The organism is Paenibacillus sp. 2TAB26, from assembly GCF_052115145.1.
Lineage (GTDB): Bacteria > Bacillota > Bacilli > Paenibacillales > Paenibacillaceae > Pristimantibacillus.
Genome location: NZ_JBFRGC010000005.1, coordinates 163,743 through 182,697, shown reverse-complemented (window position 1 = coordinate 182,697; position 18,955 = coordinate 163,743). Strand labels below are relative to the sequence as shown.

General features: G+C 46.7%; 14 protein-coding genes. 9 read left to right on the top strand and 5 right to left on the bottom strand.

Features of this window, described 5'->3' with window-relative positions:
• Positions 1 to 39: 39 nt before the first annotated feature.
• Positions 40 to 2,340, bottom strand: coding sequence for a helix-turn-helix domain-containing protein (locus tag AB4Z50_RS06780; RefSeq protein ID WP_441877226.1), 2,301 nt, complete (start codon positions 2,338 to 2,340; stop codon positions 40 to 42).
• 135 nt (positions 2,341 to 2,475) lie between these two features.
• Here AB4Z50_RS06780 and AB4Z50_RS06775 point away from each other — a divergent pair, with 135 nt between their 5' ends.
• From AB4Z50_RS06775 to AB4Z50_RS06750, 6 genes are read left to right on the top strand one after another with little or no spacing between them, the layout of a single operon-like run.
• Positions 2,476 to 3,861, top strand: a complete 1,386-nt coding sequence (locus tag AB4Z50_RS06775) for an alpha-L-fucosidase (RefSeq protein WP_441877223.1) — start codon at positions 2,476 to 2,478, stop codon at positions 3,859 to 3,861.
• Between the two features lie 19 nt (positions 3,862 to 3,880).
• On the top strand, positions 3,881 to 5,167 hold the full coding sequence (locus AB4Z50_RS06770) for an alpha-L-fucosidase (protein WP_441877220.1): 1,287 nt from the start codon (positions 3,881 to 3,883) through the stop codon (positions 5,165 to 5,167).
• A 33-nt stretch (positions 5,168 to 5,200) separates the two neighbouring features.
• The gene (locus tag AB4Z50_RS06765) at positions 5,201 to 6,079 is read left to right on the top strand and encodes a sugar phosphate isomerase/epimerase family protein (RefSeq protein ID WP_441877217.1); all 879 of its coding nucleotides are present in this window, start codon (positions 5,201 to 5,203) and stop codon (positions 6,077 to 6,079) included.
• Between the two features lie 51 nt (positions 6,080 to 6,130).
• Positions 6,131 to 7,156 carry a carbohydrate-binding family 9-like protein gene (locus AB4Z50_RS06760; RefSeq protein WP_441877214.1) on the top strand — a complete coding sequence of 342 codons (1,026 nt, stop codon included), beginning with the start codon at positions 6,131 to 6,133 and terminating at the stop codon, positions 7,154 to 7,156.
• Between the two features lie 6 nt (positions 7,157 to 7,162).
• Positions 7,163 to 9,808, top strand: a complete 2,646-nt coding sequence (locus tag AB4Z50_RS06755; protein WP_441877212.1) for a transglutaminase domain-containing protein — start codon at positions 7,163 to 7,165, stop codon at positions 9,806 to 9,808.
• Positions 9,808 to 10,845: a glycoside hydrolase family 18 protein gene (locus AB4Z50_RS06750; RefSeq protein WP_441877209.1), complete on the top strand. Its 1,038-nt coding sequence runs from the start codon at positions 9,808 to 9,810 to the stop codon at positions 10,843 to 10,845. Before AB4Z50_RS06755 ends, AB4Z50_RS06750 begins: the two co-directional genes overlap by 1 nt.
• Before the next feature lie 275 nt (positions 10,846 to 11,120).
• Here AB4Z50_RS06750 and AB4Z50_RS06745 read toward each other — a convergent pair whose 3' ends face one another.
• From AB4Z50_RS06745 to AB4Z50_RS06730, 4 genes are all read right to left on the bottom strand, one after another.
• On the bottom strand, positions 11,121 to 12,026 hold the full coding sequence (locus AB4Z50_RS06745) for an ATP-dependent DNA ligase (protein ID WP_441877206.1): 906 nt from the start codon (positions 12,024 to 12,026) through the stop codon (positions 11,121 to 11,123).
• Entirely contained in the window at positions 12,026 to 12,859 is an 834-nt protein-coding gene (ku, locus tag AB4Z50_RS06740) for a non-homologous end joining protein Ku (RefSeq protein ID WP_441877203.1), read from the bottom strand. The genes AB4Z50_RS06745 and ku overlap by 1 nt, the downstream gene beginning before the upstream one ends.
• Positions 12,860 to 13,003: 144 nt before the next feature.
• Positions 13,004 to 13,312 (bottom strand): hypothetical protein, encoded by a 309-nt coding sequence (locus AB4Z50_RS06735; RefSeq protein ID WP_441877200.1) that lies wholly within the window; start codon positions 13,310 to 13,312, stop codon positions 13,004 to 13,006.
• A gap of 150 nt (positions 13,313 to 13,462) precedes the next feature.
• A complete protein-coding gene (locus AB4Z50_RS06730; RefSeq protein ID WP_339207313.1) occupies positions 13,463 to 13,705 on the bottom strand; it encodes a hypothetical protein in 243 nt (80 codons plus the stop codon).
• Between the two features lie 106 nt (positions 13,706 to 13,811).
• Between AB4Z50_RS06730 and AB4Z50_RS06725 the strand changes: the two genes are divergently transcribed.
• From AB4Z50_RS06725 to AB4Z50_RS06715, 3 genes are all read left to right on the top strand, one after another.
• Positions 13,812 to 15,731: a sensor histidine kinase gene (locus tag AB4Z50_RS06725; RefSeq protein WP_441877197.1), complete on the top strand. Its 1,920-nt coding sequence runs from the start codon at positions 13,812 to 13,814 to the stop codon at positions 15,729 to 15,731.
• The gene (locus AB4Z50_RS06720; protein ID WP_441877194.1) at positions 15,724 to 17,244 is read left to right on the top strand and encodes a response regulator; all 1,521 of its coding nucleotides are present in this window, start codon (positions 15,724 to 15,726) and stop codon (positions 17,242 to 17,244) included. Before AB4Z50_RS06725 ends, AB4Z50_RS06720 begins: the two co-directional genes overlap by 8 nt.
• A gap of 195 nt (positions 17,245 to 17,439) precedes the next feature.
• The gene (locus AB4Z50_RS06715; RefSeq protein ID WP_441877191.1) at positions 17,440 to 18,906 is read left to right on the top strand and encodes an ABC transporter substrate-binding protein; all 1,467 of its coding nucleotides are present in this window, start codon (positions 17,440 to 17,442) and stop codon (positions 18,904 to 18,906) included.
• Positions 18,907 to 18,955: the final 49 nt, after the last annotated feature.

Below are 18,955 nucleotides of genomic sequence, written 5' to 3'. Positions count from 1 at the left end.
AAAACCCGGTCATGCGAAATGCTGACCGGGTTTTGTTTATTATTCATCATCTGAATCAGAAAGCAATTGCGCCTGTTCGTTCTCCCAGAATTGCTTGCGATATTGACCAGGCGTATAGCCGGTTTCTTTCTTAAATTTGCGTATAAAGTTAGGCGTATCCAAATAGCCGACTTGAATAATGATGTCCTTAAGCGGTGCGTTTGTCGTTTTCAGATGATGCATAACCTCTTCCATTCTTTTTTGCCAAATGTATTGGATGAAGTTAAGGCCCATCTTTTCCTTAAATGAACGGCTCACATGTGATGGCGAAATGGCATACTCATATGCAATCGTTTCTAGGCTGAGCGTATGGTCTCTAAAATGCTCATCGATATAGGAAACGATCCGATCAATCTGTGATTGCTCCTCCTTCTGATTGTTGCGCTCCACTTGATTGCAGATTCGGGAGGCGAGATTCAGAAAGCCAGTCTCGATTTCATCCAAGGAATGGCTGTAAATCATATTAGGAGCCATGTCTTGAATCACATTTTGAATGCCAAGCTCGGACGCGGTTTTTAGCATTGTATTCAAAATGTCAAAGCATATGCAGCGTTTGAGCAGGGCAGACAGCTCGGATGATTGCAGGCTGCGGATCGATGGGCTGATCATTTGCGCAGCTACATCATAGCTTCCTTGCTTCAAGCTTTGAGAAAGCTTGAGCAGCGAATTATTCGGTATCCAGAAGGTATGATCCGGTGTATCTTGCAGCTTCTCGAAATAAGTGATCGTGCCATGACCGCTTGTCGCTTGCAGTTCAAAAGCTGAGCAAGCTTCAATAAAGGACTGATTCAGCTGGTCAGGGCTTGAATAGCAGGTTCCAACGCCAATCGTAGGCGTAACATCAAACGTCTCTAGTATCGTGTAGAGCACCGCTTCAGCAATGTGGCGCACAGGAACCAATTCCTGCTCGGCTTGATCCCTATTAAAGCTGATAATGAGTGCAAGCTGATCCAGCTGAGGGAGTTCTACGCCATAGGCATGAGCAGCCAGCTCCGGGAATTCGATTTGGGAGAGCAGTTCTATCATTTCTTGCCGCTCCTGTCGTTCCTCTTGCGTATCTTCGATTTCATCCCAGCCAATCACCATAACAAAGTGATGAGATTGGTCGAAATGAAGATCGAAGGCCTCTTGCAGCTCTGGTGAAAGACTTTGCGCATTCCCATATTTCAGCAGCATGGACAAAAAGTGATTGCGAGCGTATGGCTCTTGAAGATCAACTCGCGAGCTGTATTGCTGCAGCGCTGTTCGGATTCGATCAAGCTCGTTTCCGTTTTCGGTTGATTGATCAGCGGAATGCTTTGGCTTGGATTTGGAATTTGCGAACTCTACAAGCGTAGAGATCGGCAGATATTGCATTCTAGCAAGCACTAGGGCAATCGCCGCTCCAACGACCACAACGATGAGGAACAGCATGACGATGAAGCTGCGGACATGCACTACGCTGCTGAGAAACTGGGAACTTGGCATGACGGTCACATAAGTCCAGCCATTATTTTCTGATTTTACGGATACGATGGAATGCGGCTTGCCATTTAAGGTTTTATCGTGAATGCCTGGCGCGAGACTATATAGAGACTGCGCCTCTGCATTCGTTAAGGCTTCGCCCTGGCGATTGTCTACTAGAATTTGACCTTTGTTGTCCAAAATATAAGTCAAACCTTGATAATTGCCTAGAATCGAATCGATTAAACTCGTAAGCTCTGATTCTTTAATTAGATACATAATCGTTCCATGTGGATTAGGGTTGTACGGCGTAATGGGAACAAGATAAGCGAGCATTGAATCCTGCAAATTAGCGCTTAGGACTACGGTGTCAGCTGGACGCATCGTTGGATATTTAACCGTATTCAAATCTTGAAAAATAGTGTCTTTGCTCCAATTGTGAAAGGTAAAGGTGTTTGCGAATACATCCATGCTCGATAGACCCTTTGCGGAATAAATATTTTCATCCTTGTGAAAATACAAGAACATCTCGCTAATGATAGAGCTGGTCGCTTTGTATTGATCCAGAGCTTGTATGGCTTCACCGCTGTAATAAGAATCGTGAACCCGAAACGGAGTTAGCCTCTTGTCATAGGAGACGCGTGAAGCAATTTCACTTAGCTCTTTCATCCGCCCGTCAACAATAACTTTGGCTTGCGTGAGCTGGCCGAGGCGGGATTGCTCAATTTCAGTACGTAGATTGGTTACCGCATTTTGATAGATAAATATCGTCATAAGTACTAATGGGATAAGCAAAATAAACAAGTAGGACCAGATATATTTTAAAAACAGTTTGGATTTGAAGTAGTTTCGTTTCATCTCGTCTGCCCCCTATGATCGATCAATCCTTTTCGTCGCTACTAATCATAGCAACAAATTTACAATTTGGACATAGAGCAGAAGAAGGCAATGAACGTAAAGCTTACGAAAGTCCTACTATACTTGGAGGTAACCATGAGCGAAATAAAGACGACAGACGAAATAGAGCAAGTTGTTGAGCAAGGTGTCCACAATTACAGCAGTGAAGAGCAATGGGTAAAGCCAGAGGACCCGCTTCTGCAGGAGCGGCTGGAGTGGTTCAAGGATCAGAAGCTGGGCCTTATGATGCACTGGGGGCCTTATTCACAGTTAGGTGTAGTTGAATCATGGGCGCTTAGTGACAAGGATGAGGAATGGTCACGCGATGGCATCGATTGGAATGTAGACGCAGAGGAATTGAAGCGGCAGTATTTTGGGCTAAACAAAACCTTTAACCCGCTTCGCTTTCAGCCTGAGCTATGGGCAGATCTTGCTGCGGAGAATGGCTTTAAGTATTTAAATTTTACAACCAAGCATCATGATGGCTTCTGCATGTGGGATACCCATACGACGGATTACCGGATTACGAGCCCTGATTGTCCTTTCCATTCGCATAAGTACGCCGATATTTGCAAGCAGCTGTTTGATGCTTTCCGCGCAAAGGGCTTAGCAATATCTGCATACTTCTCGAAGGCAGATTGGCATACGCCATATTACTGGGCGCCAGGCATGGAGCGTGGTTCGTTTACCGCGCGCGGACCTTCCTATGACCCGAAGCAATATCCACATTTGTGGGAGCAATTCGTGCAGTTCACCCATGCGCAAATTATGGAGTTGATGACGAAATATGGCCGCATCGATATGTTATGGCTCGATGCAGGTTGGGTAAACGATTACCGCGATCAAAACATCCGATTAGGCGAGGTGGTTGAGAAGGCGCGGGAAATTCAGCCTTGGCTGCTCTCGGCTGACCGTACGGTCGGCGGCCCTTATGAAAATGTCATAACACCAGAGCAGACATTGCCTGAGCGTCCGCTTAATGTGCCGTGGGAGAGCTGTATTACGATGGGCACCTCATTCTCCTTCCGTTATGAGGACAAATACAAGACGGTTCGACAGCTGATCCATCTGCTTGTTGAAATCGTTGCGAAAGGCGGAAACCTGGCATTGAATGTTGGTCCGCAGCCTGACGGCAGGTTATCGACTACAGCCATTAGCCGTATCAAAGGGATGGGCGATTGGTTGAAGGTTTATGGTGAGGCGATCTATGGAACACGAATTTGTGAGCCTTTTTCTGCTGACAATTGCCACTTTACGGGAAAAGGAGATACGGTTTATGCCTTTTATTTGTACAAGGATGAAAAAGAGGCTGTGAAAGAGGAATTATACCTCCCTATACAGAAGTCTTTCAGCCAGATTGATCTCGTAGGCGGACAAGACCATTTGCAGTACAGCCAAGCAGAAAACGGCATTATTGTCCGTTTGCCAGTGAATGAATACTCAGAACAAGCACCAATCGCGCATGTGTTTCGGATTCGTTAATCGAGAGGGGTAGTCTGCTATGCAGCAATGGTTTAAGGAAGCTAAGCTAGGTATTTTTATTCATTATGGTATTTATGCAGTAGATGGTGTCTCGGAGTCATGGTCGTTCTATAACGGAAGAATGAGCTATGACGATTATATGAAACAATTGGACGGCTTTACGGCTTCGAAGTTCGATGCGGACAAATGGGCTGATTTAATTGAGCAATCGGGAGCGAAGTACGCAGTGCTTACGACCAAGCACCACGACGGCGTAGCATTGTTTGATACACAGTACAGCGACCTTAGCGTTGTGAAGAAAACGCCGGCAAAGCGGGATCTGATCAAGGAATATGCGGAAGCCGTCACGAAAAGAGGGATTCGGCTTGGGATGTATTATTCGCTCATCGACTGGTCGCATCCCGATTATCCATCTGTGTTTGAAGGCGGCAAGGTGCCGGATGATTTGAGCAAAGTTAACAAGTTTTCGAGCCCGGTAAACGGTGTTCAGGATGAAGAAAAGTGGAATGCTTTTCTGAAGTTTAACAATGATCAGCTGCGGGAGGTTTTAACGAACTATGGGAAGGTTGATCTTCTTTGGTTCGACGGCGATTGGGAACGCAGCGCTGAGCAGTGGAATTTGCCCGAATTCAAGCAGTATCTGCAATCGTTTAATCCAGACATTATTATCAACTCACGCCTGCAAGGGTACGGGGATTACAAGACGCCAGAGCAAGGGATTCCGATAACGCGGCCGGAGGGGCCTTGGGAGTTTTGCACAACCATTAATAGTTCGTGGGGGTATGTACCGACGGACGATAAATATAAATCATTAAATCAAATCATTCGAATGTTCTGTGATTGCATTACCCTAGGCGGCAACATGCTGCTTGATATCGGGCCGATGGAGGATGGAACGATAGATAAACGGCAAGAGGATATTTTGCTGGGATTAGGCGAATGGATTCGAACGCACGAAGAAGCGGTGTTTGGGACTGATGAAGGCATTATGACCCGCTATTATTTGGGGGGCAGCACCATATCCAAAGATAAAAAGTCATTGTATCTGTTCGTGTATGATGATCCGAAAGAGAATGTATGCCTAAAGGGATTATGCAACAAGGTCAAAAAGATTACTGTGCTGCATTCCGGCAAAGAGCTTACGCATGAAATTCATGGCGGAGTGCCATGGTTCAATATTCCGGGGACGACATGGATTCATCTGACAGCGGAAGACACTCACAAGCAAGTGACCGTGCTTAAGCTGGAATTTGATGAGGAGCTTGATATGTATGGTGGTTCAGGCGCAGTTGTAACGCATAACTAATCATGTGATCTGTCTACTTAGGAGGAAGAAACGATGAAAATTGGATTAAGTTCTTACAGCTTGCTAAGCGCCATAAAATCGGGAGAGATGAGCATTCTTGATGCCATCTCTTGGATAGCGGGTAACGGCGGCGAGCATATGGAGATTGTTCCATATGGCTATACGCTCGTTGACAACCCTGAGCTGGCGGATGCTGTACGCGAGAAAGCAAAGGAGGTTGGCATTGCCCTCTCCAACTATTCGATGCCGGCGAACTTCGTGCAGGATACGGAGCAATTGTTTGAAGAGGAAGTCGCGCGGGTCAAGCTGCATGTTGATCTTGTGCATCGACTCGGCATGAATCATATGCGCCATGATGTAACCGCCTTCACCATTCCGCCGGAGAAGATGACGATTCGGTGGTTCGAGGAGAACCTGCATCTCATGGTGAAGGGCAGCCAGCTCATCGCGGACTATGCCGCGCAATATGGCATTACAACGACGATAGAGAATCATGGCTTCAGCGTACAGTCCAGCGACCGGGTTCAACGTGTTCTTCATGCGGTAGACCGGCCAAATTTCAAGACGACACTCGATATCGGCAACTTTATGTGCGTGGATGAGAATTCGATCATCGGCGTTAAGAAAAACTTGCCTTATGCATCACTTATCCATTTCAAAGATTTCTACTTCCGCCCATATGATCAGCATCCGGGTGACGGTGATTGGTTTTTGACCTCGAACGGTAACTACCTGCGCGGGGCGATTGTAGGTCAAGGGGATATTGAGATCCGTAAAATCGTCAAGCTTATTAAGGAATCGGGTTACGATGGTTATATGACGATCGAATTCGAAGGCATGGAAGAGTGCAAATCCGCCTCCCGCATTGCGATGGACAACCTGCGCCGCTTCTGGCATGAATGTGTACTTTAAGCGAGCTTCATCGTTTTCATAGATTCATAGCAATTCAAACGGAGGGATAACATGAATTTAAGCGGATTGCAGGAGCCGAACATCGAATATGCACCCAAACATTATGTATGTCGCCGCGCGGCGGAGCCGCTCATTCTTGACGGGCGAGTAGATAAGCCGTTCTGGGCAGCAGCGGACTGGACGGATGATTTTGTAGATATTGAAGGCGATCTTCGGCCCAAACCTGCGAAGCAGACCCGCGTGAAAATGCTGTGGGATGACGACTATTTCTATTTTGCGGCAGAATTGATTGAAGACGAGATTTGGGCGACGTTGACGGAGCGGGATTCGGTCATTTTTTATGATAATGATTTTGAAATATTTATTGATCCCGATGGCGACAGCCACAATTATTATGAGTTTGAAATTAACGCGCTGAATACCGTGTGGGACCTGCTGCTGGTTAAGCCATACCGCGACGGTGGTCCGCCGATTAACGGCTGGGACATTAACGGGCTTCAGACAGCCGTACATATTGACGGCGAGCTGAATCGGCCGGAAGCAGCGAATCGGAAGTGGAGCATTGAGGTAGCGATGCCTTGGAAAAGCTTGCGCGAATGCGCGCCTGAAGGCAGAGCGCCAGTAAATGGCGAGTTTTGGCGCGTCAATTTCTCCCGCGTTGAATGGCGCGTTGAAGTGAAGGATGGCGAATACCGCAAGATCATCAATCCGGATACGGGCAAATCCTATCCAGAGGACAACTGGGTATGGTCTCCGATGGGACTTATTAATATGCATTATCCTGAGCTATGGGGTTATGTCATGTTTGCAGGGGAAGATGGCCCGGATTCGTTCGAACAGCCGCCGGATGAACGCATAAAGTGGGAGCTGCGCAAGCTCTATTATCGTGAGCGCAATTACTTCGCAAGTCACGGTGAATTTACTGCGGATGCGGGATCGTTGATGCATGGCGGGGAGCAGTGGAGCATAACGCCTGTCATTGAGACGACCCGCTCCATGTTCCAAATCACAACGCTGTCTAGCGATGGGAAGTCGAGCTTCTGCATTAGGCAAGACGGAAAGCTATGGAAGGAGTGAGTACGAATGACATTGCAAACCTCTGTATTTTCATTAGAGCAAGCGTCGATGGAGCTGATTGAACGCAAGTTTCGTGAGAAGCAGCTGCTAGCTAAGGCGAGAGAGCATGAGCTGTTCGATATATTTCAGCAGCCGCTGACGGATGAAGAGACATGGGCGCTCAAATATTTGTACGCCTATATGCCTGTAAACGATATGGCTGATTATGACGGTACGTTATTTCTAAGCCATGTGCGGCAGACGCTGGACATTCGGGGAAAAGTGCCTTGGGGGAAACGGGTGCCGGATCATCTCTTCCTGCATTTTGTGTTGCCCTACCGTGTGAACACGGAGAACATCGAGGATTCACGCGGTATCTTGTACAGTGAACTGGCGGAGCGTACCGCGCATTTGTCGATGGAAGATGCGATTCTGGAGACGAACTACTGGTGCCATGAGAAGGCGAACTACATTGGCAGCGATCTGCGGACGATCTCGCCGCTTACGATGATTCGAAATGCTCGAGGCCGGTGTGGTGAGGAATCGACACTTGCTGTTGCAGCGCTTCGGAGCATTGGCATTCCTGCTCGCCAAGTGTACACCCCGCGCTGGGCACATTGTGACGATAACCATGCTTGGGTAGAAGCTTGGGCTGACGGGCAGTGGCACTATATCGGCGCCTGTGAGCCGGAAGCTCGCCTTGATCAAGGCTGGTTCACTCCTCCAGCCCGGCGGGCAATGCTGATCAATACTCGGGTATTCGCAAATTACCCGGGCCCTGAGGATATTACGCTTGCGGATAATTGGTTTACAGAAATTAATTTGCTTGAAGGTTATGCGCCTACTCGAAGCATCACTGTCGCTGTGAAGGATGAGCTGAACCAACCGGTCAGCGGCGCGAATGTTTATTTCGAGCTCTACAATATGGCTGAATTTTATCCGATTGCTGAGCTGAAGACAAACGAGCTGGGTGAGGCTGCGTTTAAGACAGGCTACGGAGATCTGTTGATTCGTGCTGTGATGGATGGCAAGTGGGGAGAAAAGAAGATTACAGTTAGTGATCGTGTGCGCTTCGATATCGTTCTGGATCAAGTGCAGCAGCCCGAAGTGATAACTGACTTTGATATGGTTCCACCTCCTGAACGTAATGGTAAAGCTCTCGATTTGCTTTCCGAGGAGAAGGTTCAGCGGCATAATAGCCGCCTGGAAGAAGGCACGAACATCCGCAGCAGCTATGAACAAACATTTCTAAGCGAAGCGCAGGCGTCGGATATTGCCGCGGCTGCTGGTCTTCCGCAGGAGCGGGTGTGGGATGTGCTGCGTAAGGCACGGGGAAATAGCCGCGAGATCGCAGCCTTCTTGCAGGAACGCTCCGCTGAATTTGGAGAATGGCCGCTTAAGCTGCTGGAGAGCTTGAACGAGAAAGATCTTTCCGATTCGTTCCGCAAGGAGCTTGACGATCATCTCATCGGTTCTCTGTCGCAGCGCGGCGAGCTTCCCGAAGACATCTTCTTGCGGTATATCCTTTGTCCGCGAGTGTTATATGAAATGATCGTACCTTATAAGCATTTTTTCCAAGAGGTGTTTACTGAAGCCCAAGTGGTATCGTTCCGGCAAAATACTGCTGAGCTTATACGCCATCTGGATTCAGAGTGGTCGTTGTGGGAGGACCTTCCTAATCTGAAGGGCAGAGGCAACCCAGTTGGTACCTTTAAGATCAAGAAAGGGGATCAGGCTTCTCTCGATATTATGTTTGTGGCGATCTGCCGCAGCATAGGCATTCCAGCACGCTTGCATCCGAGTGAGCAGAAGCCGCAATACATGGCGATGGCTAACGGTGGCTGGCAGGATGCGTTATTTGCAAATCGAGCGATGCAGCAATTGGAGCAGAAGGAAAACGGCAAGCTGCGACTTCTTAAAGATAACAAGTCATCCGATGAAGCTCCGGCAGCTTCATACTCTGAGAACTTCACGTTCGCCCGGCTGGAGAACGGCATATATAAAACGTTGGTCTACCCTAATGGTAAATCAGATGTATATGATGAGCCGTTCGAGCTTGCGCAAGGCAGCTATCGATTGACCACAGGTATTCGGTTAAAGGATGGTACCGCATGCGTTCGCTTTTCCTATTTTGAGCTGCGTGCAGGAGAACAAATGGATATTCCGTTGACTTTCCGAAGTGCGAAGCAAGGTATTCCAGTACTCGGGACGCTGAACAGAAACGATACGTTTACGATGCTCGATGGTTCAGACCAATCGATTGGTGAGCTTATCGGTATGAATGGGGCGATTGTTGCTTGGCTGGAGCCAGAACGTGAGCCTACCAAACATTTATTCCGTGAACTTAGCGAGCTTGCTGAGCCTTTGACCGAGCTTGGAGCGCCGATTGTGCTTGTCGTAGGTGATTCCGAATGGACGGCATCTTTTGATCCTTCTCGTTATAAGGGATTGCCTTCGCGTACCGTGTTTGTTCGTGATTCAACTTACGCGTCTTTGCCGGACTTTATAGCAGTGCCGCCAGCTAGCGAAGCGGGTTTCCCGCATCTGCTCGTACTGGATAGCCAAGATCAAATTCGTTATACAGCATCAGGATATAAGATCGGTACGGGAAAAGAAGCATTGCAGATTCTCACTAGCATATGGCAGCAGCCAACGAAACGGAGTGATACGTAATGGCAAGTCGAAAATATATTGTGGCGGGTTATGCATCAGATTCGAAGCTTCCAGATATGACGCGGGAAGATTTAACGAAGCTTACCCATTTGAATGTGGCATTTGGCCATGTGCGCAATGATGAAATTATTACAGAGCATTTGAAAAATATTGATGTTCTTCGCAAGATTAAACACGAGCATCCAGAGCTGACTATTCTATTGTCTGTCGGCGGATGGAGCGCAGGCGGGTTTTCTGAAGCTGCATCTACCGCTGAAGGGAGGAGCCGCTTCGCAGATTCGGCGGTTCGTGTATTAACCAACTTTCCATTCGATGGAGTCGATCTCGACTGGGAATATCCTTGTTATGGTGAAGCGGGCATAGCGTCGAGTCCAGATGATAAGACCAATTTTACTCTGCTGCTCAAAACCATCCGCGAAGCTTTGGACGAGAAGGGCGCAAGTGACGGAAAACATTATTTGCTTACGATTGCGGCAGGCGCGGACCAATATTACGTAGACGGTACGGAAATGGATCAAGTCCAGCAATACTTGGATTTTGTTCAGCTGATGACCTATGATATGCGCGGTGGATTTCAAATTTTAACGGGGCATCATACGAATCTGTATACTCCAACCGGGGATTTATTCCGCATCAGTACGGATGCATCCGTTAACTTGTTCATCCGAGCAGGCGTGCCGAAGGAAAAGATCGTTATTGGCGCGGCGTTTTATACTCGGGTTTGGCATAACGTTCCTAATCGTGCGAATGGGCTTCATCAAATGGCGGGCAGCACAGGCGGATATGGACCAGATTTCACCAAGCTTGCTGCGGAATACATCAATAAAAACAATTATGTTCGATATTGGGACGACGAAGCGAAGGCGCCATACCTCTACGACGGAAGCAGCTTTATCTCCTATGACGACGAACAATCGCTGCATCATAAATGTGAGTATGTGAAAGCGAGTGAGCTTGGCGGCGTAATGTTCTGGGAATACAGCTGCGATGAAACGCACCGTTTGCTCCACGCGATATATGAAGGACTTAAGGAGTAGCTGCATTGGGAAGTTGCTTTGCGGTACGGTGCGGCTCTGAAGCACAAGAGGAAGTCAGTTTTTCAAAATAAGCCTACTTTCTAGACCTATTTCCGCGAAAAGCTAATGTTTGTTGAAAATAGGTCTAGATTCTATCGCTATTTTTACTCAATCAACGCATAGTGGGGTATTTGTCGGGTTGTGGGCGGAAAAGTGTAAGAGGAGGTTGTCCCGCAAGTAAATGACCTTGTGGGGTAACCTCCTCTTTAATCGTCCGATCAAACTTCTCATCAGCGCTAAACCTCGCCGTCTCCCGCACCGAAACCTAGCAGTTTCGGCTGGCGAAGCAGGCCCGTATCGGTAAACTCGAGTGCGGTCACCCTGCATGGGAAATGTACGGCAAGCCAGACTACGTCGGATTTCTTCATGCCTTGCGAAAGCGACGGGAAGGGGCAATCTCCCGGGTGGTCATGTATGAACTGGAGCAGCAGTTTTTTGGACGCGTTGTCGAGCCCCGACACATGCCCAATATATTTATTCTCATATTGCAGCACGAGGCTCGACACGAGGCCATCCCTTAATTTCACCCCAACAACGTCCGCGACGATTCGTACTTCCTTCCGTTTCTTGAACCAATCCTTATGGCCTTTGCCCTCGCTGTAAGGACTATCCAGACGCTTGGATATGAGCCCTTCCCACTCCCGTTCGATAAGCCATTCCCATAAGGACTGACCATCATCAAACAAGTCGGTGACAAACAGGCGCGGCGATTTTTCAGGAAACTTGGCAGCAAGCCGGCTGTAACGATCACGGAAGGGAAAGCTGCGCAAATCTTCACCGTTATCATTGAGCACATCAAACATGACGAATAAAAGATCATCTTTGCCTGACCTTTTCTGTACACCTAGGCGGCTGCGCTGAAAGTTTGGACGAGTACCGTCAAAATAGACGATTTCACCATCAAGGATGCAAGGCCCAACACGCAGCGGCGACAAGAGAGCTACAATTTCAGGGAAAGTGGTATTTCTCGGCTCTACTCGTTTGGAAAATAGTTCAACACCGCCGCTGCCATCTAATCGAGCGAGCGTGCGAACGCCATCCCATTTGATTTGATATCCCCACTCCGAGCCAGTAGGGATATCGGGTGAAGTAACTGGCGCCATGGGCACCTTCGGCAGAGGAAGCAAAGACATCGTGTTCATTATCCGGCATCCTTCGTTTTTCTAGTGGTGCTCTTCCTTTTCTTTGGAGCAGCAGGTGGTGTTTTGGCCGCTTCGAGGGAAGCTTGAAGCGCTGCCATTAAGTCAATGACATTTGTCCGACCAACAGCCGGAGCCGAAACCATATCAACGCTTTCGCCCGCCATTTTATGCTGAATAGCTTCAAGCATGGCAGCCCGGTAATCATCGGTATATTTTTCAGGATGAAACGGTTCAGACAGCTGCTCAATGAGCTGTTTGGCCATTTGCAGTTCCTTTTCATTGACATTAGAAAGCCCAGGCAGGTTAGGCACTTCTGCTAGCGGCCGAATTTCATCTGGATAATGCATTGTCTCCATGCATAAGCAGTTTCCGACAACGCGAATCGCCGCCAAGCTGCTTTTGCTGCGGATCGATATTTTGGCGATGCCGATTTTACCTGTTTGCTTGATTGCTTCAAGCAGCAGCGTATAAGCTCCAGCCCCTGACATGTCGGGGGAGAGGTAATATGCTTTTTGATAATAGAGAGGATCGATATCCGTTAAATCGACAAAGTCGAGAATTTGAATAACCCGTGCAGATTCAGGCTTTAGCGCTTCAAGCTCCTCTTCATTAAAGAGGACAAACTTGTCCTTCTCGTATTCAAAACCTTTAGCGATATCCTCTGGTTTAACGGCTTCATCGCAGTGAGGACAAGTCTTCACATAGGAAATAGGCATGCCGCAAACCTTATGTATTTGGCGGAAATGAATATCCTTATCTTCTGTTGCTGTAAACATTTTAACAGGCACATGAACCAATCCAAAGCTAATCGCACCTTTCCAAACTGTATGCATACAATCCCCGCCCTGCTTTTTTTCCATAGGATGCGCGCGTTTGGTTAAAGTATACGAGGAATGGACAATCTCACCATATCAAGCCGATAACAAAAAGACCCTTCGCAAGCTCATTTGAACTTGTGAAAGGTCTCTATGCTAAAGCTATTTTTCGCTTTTTTGCTCGTTTTTGGCAAGCTGCTGCCGAAGCTCTGCATTTTTTGCAGCTAATTGTTTAGTTAAAGCAGCCTGCGAAGCATCAATTCTGGCTACCTCTTCGTTTAATTTCGTAATTTGAGTCATCTTGCTGCTAAGGTCGGTGGGGGAAGAGCTCATTTTGATGTTTTTTTGCAGTTGTTTTATTTTAGAGAGAGCTTTCTCTTTTTTGCTTTTATCGTTGCTGGTTTGCTGTTGCATGTCAGCGATTTCTCTTTTTAAGCGGCTGATAATGGATGTTGTGAAGCTAATGGACATAAGGGCACCTCATAATCGTATAGTGTTGCATCGCCCCATTTTACTATAAATCGCTCGTTTAAGCGAGAAAGAAAGACCCGGAAGAATGCCACCAAAATAAGGTGCTCTCCCGGGTCTCCGTTCATGCAAACGGTTTAGGCTGCTGCTTATTTATTGATTGAGCTCTTGTTTGTGTTCCTGACTGTCCATGCTGTTCACGCTGTTCATGCTTTTCTTGCGAACGGTCGGTCTAATAAATCGTCCAAGAAGCATAAATAATGGCGAGGTTTCGAGTTCGACAAGATTGAGCATCTCCGCCCAGTTAAAGATGACCAGAAACGGCAGTAATCCAATGGCCAGTATGCCGAATATCAGTCCGACGGAAACATTTCGAAGCATTTTACCAATTGTCATGCTCTCATCTCCAATCTTGCGGATTCTCTCACCTTTACATTATACGCCCCTTCCGAGGCGCCATTCAACCGTACCCTTCAATTGCCGATTATTAAGGAGCATACTTGTGCCAGCAAATCATACTGAAGTATTATTAAACCTTGTACCCCATATCGTGAACTCCGATCAACCTATAGAGCAACGATCATTCACGGGAAAGGAGCTTATTTTGAAGGCAAAAAGCTTGTACCGCAACTATGTCAAAAATAATCTTTTCATGAAAATGATTTTGTTGTTTGCATTGATCACAACAGTGACGATCGTAACCTTTTCGTATTTTATGTTTAATGTCATGTCAGAATCGATTGTACGCAATGAGCTTGAAAATCAGAAAAAAGCGATCGATAGCGTGAATAGTTACATGGCTCGTAAATTTGAATCGGTGGAGTCCATTATGCTTGATGTGTATCGGAATGAAGCCTTATCTCTTCATCTTACTTACTTTCTTCAAAATCCGTTCGAGGATTACATCAATTATCAATTGGATCAATATGCCTCTTCTATTAATATCGACATGCCGAAGGGGCTGGATTATTTTGAAAATAAGGTTGAAAATGATGCCGATATCGAGAACCTGCTGCTATACAGCTCGGAAAAGCAGTTTTTGTACGCATACAAGCAGGGGCATGTAACGAAGTTAATATCTACGAATGCCGCACATTCCTATATCCCGGATGCCATGGCGATGGAAGCAAGTAAAGTAACGCTGCCGAATGCATGGGTACGAACGGCAATTGGACAGCAGGATCCAAAGCTATTCGCGATACGTGTCCCCATTACGGACAAAAATACGTTGAAAAACCTAGGGCAGCTGCTCGTTTATTTCAACTCAGAACGGATTCAAAAAGCACTTGAGAGCTATAAAGAGCAATTAAAGGGCTACATTCTTGTCCTCGGACCAACAGGGGAAGTGCTCTTCGATTCCTCAGACAACTTTTATGGTAAACGGTACCCTTATATCGATAAAATTGATTCCTTGAATGACACTGTGATGCTTGAGCAGGAATCTTATGTCAAGATGTTCACGCAAACCGAAGCGGGTTATACCGTAGTTGGTGTAGCGCCAAAGGCGGAGGTAGCTGCTGCCTATCAAGGCTTGAAGCACACGATTACATTGATTAGTATCATTTGTATCATTATGGTGCTGCTAGTTCCGACCTTGGTTGTTATCAATTTCGCGAAACGAACGAATAAAATAATACGATTTATGCGCAAAGTGGAGAACGGCGACTTGTCCGCACGCATCCAAGACGAGAAAGAGGACGAGCTTGGGCAAATTTCCAGAAGCTTTAACGATATGCTCGGCGAGCTGACAAAGCATATCGACCGCGTCTATAAAGCGGAGATTAAACAAAAGCATACAGAGCTTGCTGCTCTGCAGGCTAGAGTGAATCCGCACTTTTTGTACAATACGCTCGAAGTGATTCGGATGCGGGCCGTATCGCAAGGAGCGAAGGACGTAGGCGAAATGATATACAGCTTATCGGTGTTATTCAAAAGCTTCGTTCAGCCCAAAGGTGAAAACACGCTCAAGGATGAGCTAGAAACTTCGCGCCTCTATTTGGAGCTGTTTCGGATTCGTTATAAGGATAAGCTTTCTTACGAAATTCATTGCGATCAGAGCTTGGCAAGCAAAAATATAATGCGAATGGCGCTGCAGCCGATCATTGAAAATTACGTTGTACATGGTCTAGAAGCGCGCAGGCCGGATAACCAAGTGAAAATAAATGTTCGGCAGATAGAGGATCGCATACAAATTCAAGTCGAGGATAATGGCAGAGGTATAGCGCCTGGGCGACTCGAGTCCATTCGTGAGTCGATGGACATGCTGGAGGAAAGCGGCGATTCTTTTGGTCTTCGCAGTGTGCATGAGAGACTGAGGCTGCTGTACGGAACGGAATATGGTGTTGAAATTAACAGCACGCCAGGCGTCGGAACGATCGTAACGATTGAATTCCCAGTGCTAGAGGAGGCGCAGCATGTATAGAGTATTTCTTGTAGATGACGAGCCGTTTATTATAGAAGGCTTGTACGACATTATTGATTGGGCGGCGTTTGGCCTTGAAGTCGTCGGTGCAGCGGAGAATGGCCAGGATGCGCTTGAAGCGTTAAAGGAGTCATCGGCTGATATTTTGCTTACGGATATTTCAATGCCTGTGATGGACGGCTTAACATTGATTCGTGAAGCACGGCAATTCCGGCCGGATTTGAAGGTCATTATTTTGAGCGGCTTCAACGAATTTGACTATATCAAGTCAGGGCTAAAGCTTGGTGTGGAAAATTATTTGCTTAAACCGATTAATATTGACGAGCTGCAAGAGACGCTGGCTAATACAATCGACAAATTGAACACGACAAGGCCTGACCGATTATTTAGTGATTATGATATTCGAATTCTTAGGGATAATATATTGTATCGGTGGCTGACTGGACGCATTGCGCCTAATGAGCTGATCGAACGTACCGATATGCTTGAAATCCGGATGGATGCTCCTTATCTTGTGACTGCGATTATTCGAACGGAAAGTCAGTTCGAGCCGTCCTATGAAGCCGTACAGCGGCTTGCCATGGAAGATTCGTCGATGCTGCCGTTTGTGGACATTGATGGCGACTTGGTTATCGTGTTTATGCTGGAGGACAAGGAGCAGGGTAAGGAAAAGGCGATAAGTATGCTTGAAAATATGCAGAAGCGGTTCGCTCCGAGCCCGATGCGTATTTCGCTTGGCAGTGTGGAGGCGGTAGGCGAGGGTGCGCCGCAAAGCTACGCGCATGCGAAGAAAGCGCAGGAATATTTCTTATTATCCGACGAGCCGGCTATTTTGGACTATAGCTTGTTGTCGGAGAAGAACAGCATTGAGAATGTAACGTCGCAGCCGCTGAATTGGTCCTTATTCTCGAAGCTGATTAAGGCGAAGGATCTAGAGCAGCTTCATGCGGCAATCGATGCTGAATTTGAGCATTATCAGACGCTGGACGGCGTTACGCCGGAATATATTCAAAGTATGGCCATTGAGATGATGATACGGTTCAAAATGGAGCTCAAAGAAATTAAGCAGGCAGATCAGCCTGAGCTGTTCAAAGCAGGTTTCACGCAAATCATGCAAGCCGAGACGATTGAAGGGCTCTCCTCCGTCGTCAAAGAAGCAGCTACCTTGACGGTGGATTCGCTTATGCGCGACGTGAAAAGCCCAATCATTCAGCTGCTGCTCGGATATGTGCATGAGAACTACGCCCAGGCGCTGTCGCTCAAATCGCTCAGCCAGCAATACAACATCCATCCTGTTTATCTCGGACATCTGTTTCAGAAGGAGACAAATGAAACCTTTACCGAGTACATAAACAAATATCGAATAGGCAAGGCTAAGGAAATGTTGAAGGAGACGAATCTGAAGGTGCAGGAAATTGCGCTTCAAGTCGGCTACTGGGAAACTGGATATTTTTACAAGCAATTTAAGAAATATGTTGGCATTTCGCCGACTGATTACAAAGGACTACTCTAATGCAAGATGGAGTTGTCCTTTCTTTCTTTAATTTGTACACCATACCTTTAATTTGTTCCCTATTTGAAAACCGTTACATCCGTTATTTTTAAGTTAGCCCTAAAACGCATCGCGAATTAAGGTCAGAGCAATAAAGTAAGCGTATGCTTACGCAATTGAATTGTGCTTCGTAACTAGACATAGGGAGGACTTACAATGATTAGAAACAAAAAGAGATTTATGCCGGCGCTTGCGCTGATGCTGGTCATGTCAATCGTGCTTAGCGCGTGCGGCGGAAGCAAAAACGAAGGTGAAGGCACTGCCGAGAAACCAGTAGAACTGCTCTGGTACACAATTGGTACGCCTCAAAAAGATGTGGACAAGGTTATGCAGGAAGTAAGCAAATATACAGCAGAAAAAATTGGTGTTACGGTTAAAATGAGCATGATCGACTGGGGCGATTACTCACAGAAGCTGCAAGTTATGACGGCTTCCGGTGAAGCAGTAGACATTATGTTTACGTCTTCATGGGCGTTTGATTACGTGCAGAACGCAAGAAAAGGCGCATTCATGCAAATCGATGATTTGTTGAAATCGCACGGTAAAGGCATCGTCGATACACTTGATCCTGCCTTCCTTGAAGGTTCCAAAATTGACGGCCACAACTATGGTATCCCTGCTAACAAAGAGCTGCCAGCACAAGAAGTATGGCGCTTTAACAAGCAGTATGTGGACAAATACAAAATCGATATTTCAAAAGTGAACACACTTGAGAGCCTTGAGCCATTGCTCAAAACGATCAAAGAAAACGAACAAGGCGTATATCCTTTCGCGGTTGATAAAAACCAAATGCCTTACGTGCCATATGACTATGTAATCGAGAAGCTGCCAATGGCTGTTTCCCTCGATACAAAGGATTACAAATTGGTTAACGTTCTAGATACACCAGAAATGAAACAAGCTTTGACTACAATGCACAAATATTATAAAGCTGGCTACATTCCAACTGAAGCAGCAACAATGGATTCGATGACAGATGTTCAAACGACTGGCAAATGGTTCTCAGACCGTGCGACAACTCAGCCTTTCGCTGACAACCTATGGTCTGCAAGCTATGGCTACCCAGTAGTTTCAACTCCTGCAAGCAAAGCGCTTATTTACAACTGGTCTGTTATGGGCTCGATGCAAGCTATTTCGGCTAACTCGAAATATCCTGAAAAAGCAATGGAATTCCTAAACTTGCTGAACACAGATCCTGTGCTTCGCAACATGATTGATTCCGGTATCGAAAACGTTCACTACAAGAAAACAGGCGACAATGTTATGGAAAACCTTGATGAGTCAAAAAACTATGACATGCCAACATTCTCACTCGGCAACGTGATGCTTACGTACTTGAATACAACAGATCCTACGAACAAGTGGGAAGAGTTCAAGAAGTTTAACGATGCAGGAACACCAGCACCTCTTCTTGGCTTCAACTTCGATCCGTCGAAAGTAACGACAGAAATTGCTTCCGTACAAAACGTAAGAGAAGAGTTCTGGGCACCGCTTATGACAGGAACAGTTGATCCTGAGACTTACATCAAACGTGCAAATGAGAAATTTAAAGCAGCTGGACTTGATAAAATCATGGCTGAAGCACAACGTCAGCTTGACGAATGGAAAGCGGCGAACAAGTAAACATGCGGGAGGTATGAAGCGAATGCACGGCATTCGTTTCATACCTTTG

What these genes read in the sequence shown, in the direction of transcription:
- AB4Z50_RS06780 (WP_441877226.1), bottom strand. Translation starts at nt 2,340, where the DNA reads ATGAAACGAAACTACTTCAAATCCAAACTGTTTTTAAAATATATCTGG.
- AB4Z50_RS06775 (WP_441877223.1), top strand. Translation starts at nt 2,476, where the DNA reads ATGAGCGAAATAAAGACGACAGACGAAATAGAGCAAGTTGTTGAGCAA.
- AB4Z50_RS06770 (WP_441877220.1), top strand. Translation starts at nt 3,881, where the DNA reads ATGCAGCAATGGTTTAAGGAAGCTAAGCTAGGTATTTTTATTCATTAT.
- AB4Z50_RS06765 (WP_441877217.1), top strand. Translation starts at nt 5,201, where the DNA reads ATGAAAATTGGATTAAGTTCTTACAGCTTGCTAAGCGCCATAAAATCG.
- AB4Z50_RS06760 (WP_441877214.1), top strand. Translation starts at nt 6,131, where the DNA reads ATGAATTTAAGCGGATTGCAGGAGCCGAACATCGAATATGCACCCAAA.
- AB4Z50_RS06755 (WP_441877212.1), top strand. Translation starts at nt 7,163, where the DNA reads ATGACATTGCAAACCTCTGTATTTTCATTAGAGCAAGCGTCGATGGAG.
- AB4Z50_RS06750 (WP_441877209.1), top strand. Translation starts at nt 9,808, where the DNA reads ATGGCAAGTCGAAAATATATTGTGGCGGGTTATGCATCAGATTCGAAG.
- AB4Z50_RS06745 (WP_441877206.1), bottom strand. Translation starts at nt 12,026, where the DNA reads ATGAACACGATGTCTTTGCTTCCTCTGCCGAAGGTGCCCATGGCGCCA.
- ku (WP_441877203.1), bottom strand. Translation starts at nt 12,859, where the DNA reads ATGCATACAGTTTGGAAAGGTGCGATTAGCTTTGGATTGGTTCATGTG.
- AB4Z50_RS06735 (WP_441877200.1), bottom strand. Translation starts at nt 13,312, where the DNA reads ATGTCCATTAGCTTCACAACATCCATTATCAGCCGCTTAAAAAGAGAA.
- AB4Z50_RS06730 (WP_339207313.1), bottom strand. Translation starts at nt 13,705, where the DNA reads ATGACAATTGGTAAAATGCTTCGAAATGTTTCCGTCGGACTGATATTC.
- AB4Z50_RS06720 (WP_441877194.1), top strand. Translation starts at nt 15,724, where the DNA reads ATGTATAGAGTATTTCTTGTAGATGACGAGCCGTTTATTATAGAAGGC.
- AB4Z50_RS06715 (WP_441877191.1), top strand. Translation starts at nt 17,440, where the DNA reads ATGATTAGAAACAAAAAGAGATTTATGCCGGCGCTTGCGCTGATGCTG.